Source organism: Anaerocolumna xylanovorans DSM 12503 (assembly GCF_900143645.1).
Classification (GTDB): Bacteria; Bacillota; Clostridia; order Lachnospirales; family Lachnospiraceae; genus Anaerocolumna; species Anaerocolumna xylanovorans.
Window position 1 is genome coordinate 136,620 of sequence record NZ_FRFD01000009.1, and the last position, 12,102, is coordinate 148,721.

Annotated in this window: 11 protein-coding genes; all 11 read right to left on the reverse strand. The window is 38.9% G+C overall.

Annotation, left to right across the window (positions count from 1 at the left end):
* Positions 1-990 carry a glycosyltransferase family 2 protein gene (locus BUF11_RS15580; protein ID WP_073589781.1) on the reverse strand — a complete coding sequence of 330 codons (990 nt, stop codon included), beginning with the start codon at positions 988-990 and terminating at the stop codon, positions 1-3.
* 358 nt (positions 991-1,348) lie between these two features.
* On the reverse strand, positions 1,349-2,374 hold the full coding sequence (locus BUF11_RS15585) for a LacI family DNA-binding transcriptional regulator (RefSeq protein ID WP_073589782.1): 1,026 nt from the start codon (positions 2,372-2,374) through the stop codon (positions 1,349-1,351).
* Positions 2,375-2,477: 103 nt separating this feature from the next.
* Positions 2,478-3,212, reverse strand: coding sequence for a pyruvate formate-lyase-activating protein (gene pflA / locus BUF11_RS15590; protein WP_073589783.1), 735 nt, complete (start codon positions 3,210-3,212; stop codon positions 2,478-2,480).
* Positions 3,213-3,388: 176 nt separating this feature from the next.
* Positions 3,389-5,614 carry a formate C-acetyltransferase gene (pflB, locus tag BUF11_RS15595; protein ID WP_073589784.1) on the reverse strand — a complete coding sequence of 742 codons (2,226 nt, stop codon included), beginning with the start codon at positions 5,612-5,614 and terminating at the stop codon, positions 3,389-3,391.
* A 264-nt stretch (positions 5,615-5,878) separates the two neighbouring features.
* Positions 5,879-6,601, reverse strand: coding sequence for an amino acid ABC transporter ATP-binding protein (locus BUF11_RS15600; protein WP_073589785.1), 723 nt, complete (start codon positions 6,599-6,601; stop codon positions 5,879-5,881).
* Positions 6,588-7,301, reverse strand: a complete 714-nt coding sequence (locus tag BUF11_RS15605) for an amino acid ABC transporter permease (RefSeq protein WP_073589786.1) — start codon at positions 7,299-7,301, stop codon at positions 6,588-6,590. Before BUF11_RS15605 ends, BUF11_RS15600 begins: the two co-directional genes overlap by 14 nt.
* 100 nt (positions 7,302-7,401) lie before the next feature.
* Positions 7,402-8,178, reverse strand: coding sequence for a transporter substrate-binding domain-containing protein (locus tag BUF11_RS15610; RefSeq protein WP_073589787.1), 777 nt, complete (start codon positions 8,176-8,178; stop codon positions 7,402-7,404).
* 604 nt (positions 8,179-8,782) lie between these two features.
* Entirely contained in the window at positions 8,783-9,409 is a 627-nt protein-coding gene (locus BUF11_RS15615) for a histidine phosphatase family protein (RefSeq protein WP_073589788.1), read from the reverse strand.
* A 141-nt stretch (positions 9,410-9,550) separates the two neighbouring features.
* The gene (locus BUF11_RS15620; RefSeq protein ID WP_073589789.1) at positions 9,551-10,588 is read right to left on the reverse strand and encodes a helix-turn-helix domain-containing protein; all 1,038 of its coding nucleotides are present in this window, start codon (positions 10,586-10,588) and stop codon (positions 9,551-9,553) included.
* 240 nt (positions 10,589-10,828) lie between these two features.
* The gene (gene rlmH / locus BUF11_RS15625) at positions 10,829-11,308 is read right to left on the reverse strand and encodes a 23S rRNA (pseudouridine(1915)-N(3))-methyltransferase RlmH (RefSeq protein ID WP_073589790.1); all 480 of its coding nucleotides are present in this window, start codon (positions 11,306-11,308) and stop codon (positions 10,829-10,831) included.
* A 129-nt stretch (positions 11,309-11,437) separates the two neighbouring features.
* Positions 11,438-12,025: a histidine phosphatase family protein gene (locus tag BUF11_RS15630; RefSeq protein WP_073589791.1), complete on the reverse strand. Its 588-nt coding sequence runs from the start codon at positions 12,023-12,025 to the stop codon at positions 11,438-11,440.
* Between the last annotated feature and the right edge of the window lie 77 nt (positions 12,026-12,102).

Consider the following 12,102-nt stretch of genomic DNA (forward strand, 5'->3'; position numbering starts at 1 on the left):
CTAATAAAGAGTGTTTGTTAACAGCTTCTTTAGTGTTTCTTCTACGGAGTCTTCACCTACTGTTTTCTCTGTCACCGCATGGTATAGCTCATTTAATTCAATCATGGACATACGCTTTATGCCAAACATATTGGCAAATAAATAGCAGGATAAATCATCATATTTCTGACAAAAATATTTGACATTTTTGTTCAGGCTATCCCTTTCGAGAGAAAAATTTCCTGGATGATTCTGGTGATAGTTAACTGCATCGTCTATCATTCTGAATCGATATCCCCGTTGATATAACATAAAGGAATAATCCGTATCTTCCATGCCCCAAGAAGTATAGTTTTCGTCAAAGAGGAAATCCTCTATATTTTTCCGTACAAAGGACATATTAGCTGTCGTTCCTGTGACCCATGGAAAATAGAAACCCTCAAGATTGTTTCCGTATTTCTCAACAACATCGCGGTAATTGTCAGTAGATCCCCCTACGCTAAAGGTGCTGATAATATTTTCAAAATCAGTTACTATATCTCTTTCAGTGAAAAAATCTTCTGTAAAAATGTCTTTTTTTGGTTCCTTAAGCTGTTTGATTAATATCTTCAGAGAGTTTTCTTTCCATTGCATCTTTGAATTGTACCTTACGAGAATCTTTTCTTTCATGCCCATTGCTGCAAGATTCTGACTCTTGTTCGCCTGATGTACTGCTATGAAATTTTTGTTTGGAATTCTGTCATCATCACAAAAAATAATATGATTTGCATTCGTATGTTTCAGCCCGGTATTTCTTGATTTGGAACGCCCCCTGTTTTCTTGATGCACATAAGTAATATCCAGCTTGCCCTGATAGGTATCTACTACTGCCTTTGTATCATCTATACTGCCATCATCTACTATAACTATATTGAAATCTTTGCTTGTCTGAATTGTAAACCCAGCCAGTGTTAAATTTAAGAATTCGCTGCGGTTATAGGTAGGCATTATGACTGACGTTTTATCATACATTTTTATATTACCTCCCAATTGAAACTCTTTACTCTGAATATCCTAAAATTGATTTTATCAAAATTAGGATATTGAAATTACCTAACATAGAATATGTTACCATTATAATATTTTATTTAAAGTGCCCTTTTTTTAGCTTAGTATCTTTTTTTTAGTTTATTCCGATATTATTGCCTGTGTTATTTCCAATATCTTAAATAATATGCTCTACAGTGCTTGATACAAATGCGCAATATTAAACTTTATGCAGCATTTCTCTATATTGCCGCACTTGATTCTATCTATAAACCAAAGAAAAGCTCATAATCACATCTTAATAGACATAACCATGAGCTATGGATTGTATAACTATTCGGTATTATAATGTTTTTGTAAGCTTTTTAACACTTTGCCGGGCTATTACCTTTACGGGAAGGATAATAATTCTTTCTTTTATTTCTTCTCCATTTACAAGCTTTAAGATTTTTTCAACTGCTATTTCACCTTTTTGAGATACTTCCTGATGAACTGTTGTCAGCGCAGGGCGTATGATCTGTGAGTATACATTATCGTCAAAGCCTGTTATGGAGATATCATCCGGTATCCGCTTCCCGTGGTCCCTTAGATAATTCATAACATATATGGCATAGTAATCCGACGCACAGAATAAGGCTGTGTAACCGGGCAAATGCTTAAACAGTTCTTTCAGACTGTCTTCCATCCCTTTTTCACCCGGGGTAAGCCAAAAGAAATCCTCATCCTTATAGGTTACCTGATATTCAGTGAGTGCCTGTTTATATCCCATGAATCTTTCCCTATCAACTCCCAGACAGTTATCCGCAACAAATCCTATCTTTCTATGCCCGCACTCCAGCAAATATTTAGTCATTTCATAGCCGCCCTGCATGTCCTTAAGCCCTACATTCACATATTCCATGACATCCTCGTAAAAATAGCTGTCGATAAATACCATAGGCTTATTGACTTTTCTTTTCAGCAAAATACAGTCATCTCCGGCCATTCCAAGCAGTATCAGGCCATCAACATTCCAGGTAGATACATAATTAATTATCTGGTTTAAATCCTCTGAGATATAAATCATCAAAAAGTAACCGCTGATACGAAGACATTTCTCAATTGCTCCCACCAGTTCGCCGGTATAGGTATCCTTTAGTGCATTTTCATATTTATCACTTCTTGCCTTCATGGCAAATCCAATGATTTTGGATTTATTCTGGGCAAGGTTTCTTGCATTCATATTGGGAACATACTCATATTCTTCAATAACCTTTTGTACCTTCTCAATAGTCTTCTTGGACACCTGACCGGTCTTTCCGTGTATCACATTGTTAACTGTGGTCGTACTAATCCCTAGCATATCCGCTATTTCTTTTATCGTTATCACAGCAAAACCCCACTTTTACTCTTGAATTTTAAAGAACTGCCGCATAATCTTAAGGAGACATTTCTCTGCAGCAGTTCTACCTGATAGTATATTTTAATTTTTTTTAATTTGCAAGAGGTATTCCGGAGGTGAGAAAGATTCCTTTCACCTCTTCCAGCAGTTTCTTATCCGGTTCCCTGGTGTCATACAGCTTATATTCATAGCCTAAGGCTTCCCACTTATATTCTCCCATCTTATGGAAGGGAAGAATTTCTATCCTTGAAATATTGGAATAGTTCTTTAGATGCTCTGCCAAAGCCCTGACACTCTCTAAGTTATCCGTAAGTCCCGGAACCAATACATAGCGAAGCCAAGTATTGATGGCTTTATCCCTTGTATAGTCCAGGAATTTAAGGGTTGGGGCCAATTCTACACCTGTCACCCTGCTATATACCTCTGGGTCATAATTTTTAATGTCCAAAAGTACAAGATCCGTATTCTCCAGCACCTGTTCCACTGTATCGGAAAACACATAGCCGGAAGTGTCCACCGCTACGGATATTCCTTCTTTCTTGCACCTTTTGCTCATTTCCAGAATGAAATCTGCCTGTAAAAGCGGCTCTCCGCCGGTAAAGGTTACTCCGCCTCCGGAAAATATCATATAGGATTTATATTTTATAATCTCACTCATAAGCTGATCCGGCGTATATATGGTTCCTTTATTGGTATCCCAGGTATCCGGATTGTGACAGAACTGGCATCTTAGGGGACACCCCTGCATAAATACCACGAATCTGACACCGGGTCCATCTACCGTACCGCAGCTTTCCACTGAGTGTACCCTTCCTGTTATATTCATAATAACCACCTCTTTCGCTTTGCTCCAAGGTATAGGACTCCCTCTTTATAGACATGCAGGGCCTGTAACCATTATAAGCCCAATTGAATCCTGTCCGCAAGACAAAATACATTGCTTTCTATAATGGGAACAAGCCCCTCATTCACCTCATATTTCAAATTACAAAGACTCTGCAATTACCTCTCATGGAAAGTACGGTTAATAACATCAAGCTGCTGTTCTCTGTTTAATTTAACGAAGTTAACAGCATACCCTGAAACACGGATAGTAAGCTGCGGATATTTTTCCGGATGATCCATTGCATCTAAGAGTGTTTCTCTGTCAAATACATTCACATTGATATGGTGTCCCTTGTCAAAGAAGTATCCATCCAAAAGACCTACAAGATTACCGACTCTTTCGCCTTCACTCTTTCCCAATGCCTTGGGTACAATGGAGAATGTATAGGAAATACCATCTTCTGCATGCCTGTAGGGAAGCTTGGCAACCGATGCCATGGAAGCAACGGCTCCCTTCTTATCCCTTCCGTGCATGGGATTTGCACCCGGTGCAAAAGGCTCTCCTGCTTTTCTTCCGTCAGGTGTATTTCCTGTCTTCTTGCCATATACTACGTTGGAAGTAATGGTAAGAATAGAAAGTGTCTGTTTTGCATTACGGTAAGTCTTAAACTTCCTTAGCTTATTCATGAATCTTTCCACTAATTCTACTGCAATCTGATCCACACGGTCATCATTGTTTCCGAAAGCAGGATATTCACCATCTATTTCATAGTCTACTGCAAGACCCTTTTCATCGCGAACAACCTTTACCTTGGCGTATTTGATTGCGGACAGGGAATCTGCCACAACAGAAAGTCCGGCCATACCGCAGGCTTCCGTACGGAGTATGGAGATATCATGAAGAGCCATCTGCAGTCTCTCGTAATTATATTTATCATGCATATAATGGATAACATTCAGGGTATTGATATAAAGCTCTGCCAGCCATTCCAGTGTCTGGTCAAATTTCATCATTACTTCATCATAATCCAGATATTCTCCCCTTACAGGTTCAAACATCGGCCCTACCTGCTCACCGGTTTTTTCGTCTTTTCCGCCATTAATCGCATAAAGAAGAGCTTTGGCAAGGTTGGCACGTGCCCCGAAGAACTGCATCTGCTTTCCGACTCTCATGGCAGATACGCAGCAGGCGATGGCATAATCATCTCCCCATACATCTCTCATGATATCATCACTCTCATACTGGATGGAGCTTGTATCAATGGATACCTTAGCGCAGAAATCCTTAAACGCCTGGGGCAGGAAAGTTGACCACAGTACCGTAAGATTTGGTTCCGGAGCCGCTCCTAAATTGTAAAGGGTATGAAGAACACGGAAACTGCTCTTGGTAACCAGAGTACGTCCGTCAAGTCCCATACCTCCGATTGCTTCTGTTACCCAGGTCGGATCCCCTGAAAACAAATCATTATAGGAAGGGGTACGAAGGAATCGTACCATACGCAGCTTCATAACAAACTGGTCTACGATTTCTTGTACTTCCTCTTCTGTTATCAATCCATTCTTTAAATCTCTCTCATAGTAAATATCAAGGAAGGTACTTACTCTGCCTAAACTCATGGCTGCTCCATCCTGTTCCTTAATCGCACCAAGATATGCAAAATAGGTCCATTGGGTTGCTTCCAGAGAATTCTTAGCAGGACCGCTGATATCATAACCATAGCTTGAGGCCATAGCCTTTAATTCTTTCAATGCATTAATCTGCTCGGAAATTTCTTCTCTTAACAAAATTTCAGGTGACTCCAGAGTATTGCGCTCCAACAGCTTTTTCTGGTCTATCTTTTCCTGAATAAGGGTATCCACTCCGTAAAGTGCTACTCTTCTGTAATCTCCGATGATACGTCCTCTTCCATAGGCGTCCGGCAGACCTGTTATAATACCGGTATGTCTGGCCTTTCTCATAGAATCGGTATAAGCGGCGAATACCCCATCATTATGGGTCTTCCTAAGATGGGTATAAATCTCTTCTGTTCTCTCATCCAGCTCGTAGCCATAGGATTCCAGCGCACTTTTTACCACACGGATTCCGCCGTTTGGCATAATCCCGCGCTTTAGAGGTTTATCTGTCTGGAAGCCGACAATAACCTCATTGTCTTTGTCCAGATATCCTGCACCAAAAGCAGTAATTGTGGAGGGTTTTGTTGTTTCTGCGTCCACAATTCCTTTCTGGTTCTCCACTTGCATCAGTTCAAGAACCTTCTCCCAAACCTTTTGTGTCTTTTCTGTAGAGCCTGCAAGGAAAGAACCATCTCCCTCGTAGGGTGTATAATTATGTTGAATGAAGCTCCTGACGTTGATATCCGTCGTCCAGCTTCCGGGTGCAAAACCATTCCATTCTTCTCTCATTCTAACCTCTTTCCTGAATATCCAATCTTGGATTGGATATTCGTTAATTGGTAGTTGAAAAAACAGTTTTTGTTTTTTCAACCTATTTCTCCTGACTGTAATTCCAGTAGTTTATATATATCTTGTAGTTAATTAAGCAAATCTGAATTAATACATCAATATATAGGAAATACTAAAGAATACGCTCCGACTTGTCAATACTTTTAACGAGTATTTTTATCATTTAGGAGAAACAACTATGAATCTCTTCCTATCAGACTTTTCTTACAGCACTTTTGATAAGAATTCTTTTAGTCTCGGGTTAGTTGGATTGTTAAAAAATTCCTCCGGTGTATTCTGCTCCATAATTCTTCCCTGATCCATAAACAGAACCCTGGTTCCAACCTCTTTGGCAAAGCCCATTTCATGAGTTACCACTACCATTGTCATGCCGTCGGCAGCAAGCTCTTTCATAAGCTCTAATACTTCTCCTACCATTTCAGGGTCCAGAGCTGAGGTCGGCTCATCAAAGAGCATCACATCGGGATTCATGGCAAGGGCACGGGCAATGGCAATTCTCTGCTTTTGACCGCCGGAGAGCTGCTTGGGATAACTATCTGCTTTTTCCGGAAGCCCGACACGTTTTAGAAGCTCCATTGCCTTTGCCTCCGCTTCCGCCTTATTCATAACTCCAAGCTTTATCGGAGCAAGGGTAATATTTTCCTTCACCGTCTTATGAGGGAAGAGGTTAAATTGCTGGAATACCATTCCCATTTTTCTTCTTAATACATTAATGTTATTTTTAGAATCTAAGATATTCTTTCCTTCAAACCATATTTCTCCCCCGTCAGGCACCTCAAGCAGGTTAAGGCAGCGCAGAAACGTAGATTTACCGGAACCGGAGGGACCGATAACAACCACTTTTTCACCCTTCTCAATGGTCTCGGAGATATCACTTAGTACGACATGGGAGCCAAACTGTTTTTTCAGATTTTTAGTTTCTATCACCTTGGTCCATCCTCCCTTCTATAAAATGTAAAAGCTTTGTAAATCCTATTACCATAATCAGGTAGCAGGCAGCGGCTATTATTAAAGGCGGCAGTACATCATAAGTCCTTGAGCCAATAAACTGGGCTGCCTTTGACAAATCTGTAATTGCAATGATACTGGCAACGGACGTTTCCTTAATCAACACGATAAATTCATTTCCAAGAGCCGGCAATATGTTCTTAATCGCCTGGGGCATGATTATTGTAAACATGGTCTGATTGCCGTTTAATCCCAGAGAACGTCCTGCTTCATACTGCCCCTTGTCTATGGATTCAATTCCCGCTCTTACAATTTCCGCTACATAAGCTCCGGAATTGATACCAAAGCAGATACCCGCCACAATAATTTCGTTGGTATTTCTTGCGGTAAAAATCAAATTATAGATGATTAACAGCTGCAGCAGCACCGGTGTGCCTCTGATTATCGTTACATACAGGTTACACAGACTCTTAATCCAGTGAAGACCTTTTATGTTTGCAGTTGAAAAGCGGATTACTGCCACCAGTATTCCAAGAAAAGCTCCAATCAGGAGTGCAAGGAAGGATATAAGCAGAGTATTTCTAAGTCCCTCCAGGTAAAACATATATCTATGTTCTGTTATAAAGGCATCATAATAGCTCTGACCTACCTGATTAAACCAATTAAGTATTGCGTCCAATTTTTTTCTCCTTCTTTACGCATAATTAGCAGCAGACAATAATACCTTGGCTGCTGCTAACTATTAAGTCTATCCACTTCACCAATAATAATTAGTATATCTACTTACTGCCTGTTTTTGTATGTTTTGCAGTAAATTCTTCAATCTTACCATCTTTGATCAACTGGTCAATTACCTCATTGATCTTATTAAGAAGCTCGGTATTTCCCTTCTTAACAGCAATCGCATACTTATCTTCAAACAGTACATCATCCGTACCATCACTCTTCTTTAATATCACAAGGGAATCATTAGCTGCTACCAATTCCTGTGCAGGGTACTGATCCATTACGATACAGTCAATCTTATTGTTTTTAAGATCTTCTGCAGCCTGAACAAACTTGGAATATCTCTTAATATTCTTTGAATCAGTGGTTACATTGTCCGGATTGCTTATATAAAAATCCGCAATATTTCCTTCCTGAACGCCAATAATCTTATCATTTAAGTCTTTTATGCCGGTTACATTGGAAGCGTCCTTATTCACAACAACAACTTCCGTAGAGCTTACATATTCATGGGAAAAGTCCATCTTTTTCTTACGGTCCTCATCCACCGAAACACCTGCCGCTACAAAATCCACCTTACCGCTTTGTACTGCCGCAAGTGCACCCTGAAATTCCATATTCTTGATTACCAGTTCTTTATCCATAGCGTCTGCAATTGCCTGAGCAATATCCATATCAATTCCTACTACCTTATCACCCTCCATATATTCATAGGGTGCAAAACCTGCCTCCGTACCCACAATCAGCTTATTATCATCCGAAGACTTACCACATCCTGCCAAAGAAACAGCTGTCACAGCTGCCAGCATTAAACACACAATCTTTTTCATACTAACTCCTTTTCATTTCCAGATAAGGAACCTTTCATTCTGCATCCATAAAAATACGTCAAGCAAGGGCATTCAGCCTTCGTTGACGAATGGAAGATACCTTATAAATATTTAAAATAATTAATATTAATGCTAGTATTGTACCATGTTTTTTGAAAATTTCAAGTATTTTTATTCAAAAACTCTGAGTATTTTTCCGAAAATCCATTGATGTATAATCTTTACATCCTCTGATTCTATGATTTATCTGCTAAAATCAGCAGAGCAGTACTACATGAGGGTTAGTGTGAAAAATAGAAAGCATTTTTCACTTTTGATTTAGGCAGTTTCGCAAGTAAACTTGCGAAATGCATGAGGGTTAGTGTGAAAAATAGAAAGCATTTTTCACTTTTGATTTAGGCAGTTTCGCAAGTAAACTTGCGAAATGCATGAGGGTTAGCGTGAAAAATAGAAAGCATTTTTCACTTTTGATTTAGGCAGTTTCGCAAGTAAACTTGCGAAATGCATGAGGGTTAGTTTGAAAAATCAAGATTTTTCAAACGCAAATTTGTACCTGCGGCCCAAAGTTTGCAGTCTTTGAAAAGACATGGGGATTAGGTTATAATTATAATATAGCCCGAAGCAGTCCTTCTTCCCCTTCCAGATGGGCATAGTCATTGAACCGCTGCAGATAAAAGCGGTTTTTATCTTTATTATACACCAGATGAGTGATACTGGTATTCTCAAGGGATACACCAAGCAGCAGTTTTTTGCTCATATCAAGTCCCAGTAAGCCTGAAACCAGCGCCCTTATTACACCTCCATGGGTTACAACTGCAACATTTGACTTATCAGAACTTAGGATTTCCTCTACGGTTCTCATAGCCCTTTCAAATACCTGTCCTCCGCATTCCCCACCCGGATAGGGAATATCTTTCTCCAGTAACAGCTGCTCCTTTCTAAAGTCAGCAAATTCACTTTCGATTTCTTCGTTAGACTTTCCTTCTAAAAGTCCAAAGGATATTTCCCGGATATCTTCTCTGATTAGATGGTCTTGGTCTAAGTATTTATTTAATATACCGGCTGTCTCTACCGCTCTTATTAAATCACTGGAATAAAGAGCATCGATGCGATACCCCTCCAAGCGTCTGCCAAGAAGTTCTGCCTGTCGTTTTCCTTCTTCGGCCAGTTCTACGTTTACATTGCATAAGGGACTATTCTGTCTGCCGTGTCTTATTAAATATATATTCATAATTTCCTCCATGTACATCTTAATTTTTATGCAATTTAGGATATCTATCCGCTTTACTTATGATATTATTAATAGATAATATCAAGTATATCAGATACACCTATGAATGTGAAGATACTTCTGCCGTAGCCGATTTGAGTATTATTCCAGCAGAAACTTTATCTTGGGATCACTTTTTACAAAATCAAGGGTTTTATCTTGCTTAATTGTCCCTTTTACTAATCTTTCATATTTATCTTTGCTCCAGCTATTGGTCACCTTTAATTTTCTGTGCCTATATAGTTTTGACTTCATAAAATCATCTATGCTGTCTGCTTCATTTACCATATTTATAATTATCTCTATCGCTTTTTCTTTATCTTGCTTTTCCTTTGCTAAAGATAAATCTAATGCATATTTATGGTATGCTCCTAAATCAAACATCCCAACCAGCCATTTAGCCCGCTCTGTATATTCTTCCGCCTCACTAAACTTATTTTCTTTTAATAACAGCCCTATTATTAAAGATAAAACACCTAATGCTTCATGAGCATCTTTTAACAGCATTTCTTCACAAACGCCGTAAGTCTCCTCAATTTTTCCGCTGCTTTCAAATAGCAGCGCCTGTTGAATTTTCTTTTCAATACCTAACTCTGGTTCTGGAATTTTATCTAACATTTCTTGGGCTTTTTCATACTCTTCTTTCTCTCTGTATATAGCCGATAAGGATATTTTAGCCATAGATGCTGTCTTCTCATTGCTGCCTGCTGCTACAAATTCAATCCAAGCAATAAGTTTTCCTTCATATTTATCTTTTTCCTCAGTTTGGGATGCAGCCAGATGTAATCTTAATAACGTTGATATTCTCAATATTAACTCATCACAGCTTGAATATTGCCTGATTAAATTACCGCCCCTTTCAAACGCCTTTTGGTATCCCTCTTTTGATACCATTTCACCAACCTCTTTTGCAAATTTATTTACTTCTGCATCCGTTAATTCCTCATTAAATGCTAATAAAGTATTAACATCAATTTTTAGAACACGCGCAAGAGGTGATAGCAGTGTTATATCCGGATAGGATATTCCATTTTCCCACTTGTTCACTGCTGGTGCACTTATATTTAAATAACTGGCAACTTGTTCTTGCGTAAGATTTTCTTTTTTTCTGCAGCTCCTGATAACCTCACTTATCTTCATAAAATAATTTCCTCCGCTTCTCTATCCATTTAATTAACTTAGGCCTTCACTAATTAAATCATATCAAAGTTATATAATTGAAACAATTGAAGCATTTTCATCTTTTATTCACAAAAACTAACTGCTAGTTAATTTAATTTTTCTGATAAAAATATTTAGAATTTTACTTGTGATACAGTATCTCCATTTGTAAATATAGCCTTAACCAAGTTATATCAATGGTTAAGGCTATTCCTTCCGTTACTTATGATACGGTTCACCGGCAGTGATACGGTAAGCTCTGTATATCTGTTCCAGCAAAATAACCCGCATCAGCTGATGGGGAAATGTCATTTTAGAAAAACTGATAAGGGTATCTGCCCTTTTTAAAACCTCTTCGCTTAACCCTAAAGAACCACCAATCAGAAAGGTCAGGTGGCTCTTCCCATTTATTCTTAGCTTCTCAAGCTGTTCCGCAAATTCTACCGAATCATACATCTTTCCTTCTATCGCCAGTGCCAGACAATAAGAGCTGTCCTTGATCTGTTTTAAGATTCGCTCACCCTCCGTACTTTTTATCTGGAGTTCTTCTGCTTCGCTTGCTCTATCCGGTGTCTTTTCATCGGCAACTTCTATAATCTCAAGTTTTGTATACCGACTAAGCCTTTTAGAATATTCTAAAATAGCCTGTGTCAAATAATTTTCCTTTATTTTTCCAACACTTATCAGTGTAATTTTCATTTTACTCCCCATGCATATCGTAAGTTTACCAGTAGATTGCTTGCAATCTACACGTACTGTCCAAATAGAAAGTGAAAAATGCTTTTTATTTTTCACTTTACTCCTTTTGTGAATATCAATTACTAAGCATTATGAAACCGACTGCTCTTTGTCATCTGATGCAGACTCTGTACTTACAGGATTTTCTCCAATAAACTGATACAGTACTCCATTCTTTACCCTTCTGACTCTCTCTCCGGTAAAACCTCTTTTTTTGAGTTCTTTCTGAAAATTATACAGCATAAATCCATGGAATACTATCAGGACACTTTCTTTCGACCAGTCAATCTTATTCAGAAATGCTTCAATGCGCTTTCTGGTTTCCTCTCTGGTCTCCGGCTGGCTTTTAGACTTAAAGTACCATGCCAGCCTTCCGCATACATGCCATATTTCAAAAGGCAGCTTTATTCTTTCCGTATGGATAAAGGGAGCGTTATCCACCTCCCTAAGCAATTTATCAATATGTAGATTACCGCTGTAAACCTCTTTTGCCGTGGTAATTGCCCTTGGTAAATCACTTACATAGCAGATATCCCATTTGCTGCCGTACATTTCTACTTTATTCTTAATTACTTTTGCCCTCTCATAGCGTTCGGACCACTGGCGGAATTCCTCCGATGTCATCATTCTTTTATGTGGGCAATTCACCTTAAAATGTCTTACCAAACCGATTCTCATGTGTTTCTCCTGCTAATTTTTTCTTTTATCGACCACTCCCACTCCCGTGCATATCGCAAGCTTGCTTGCGATACTGC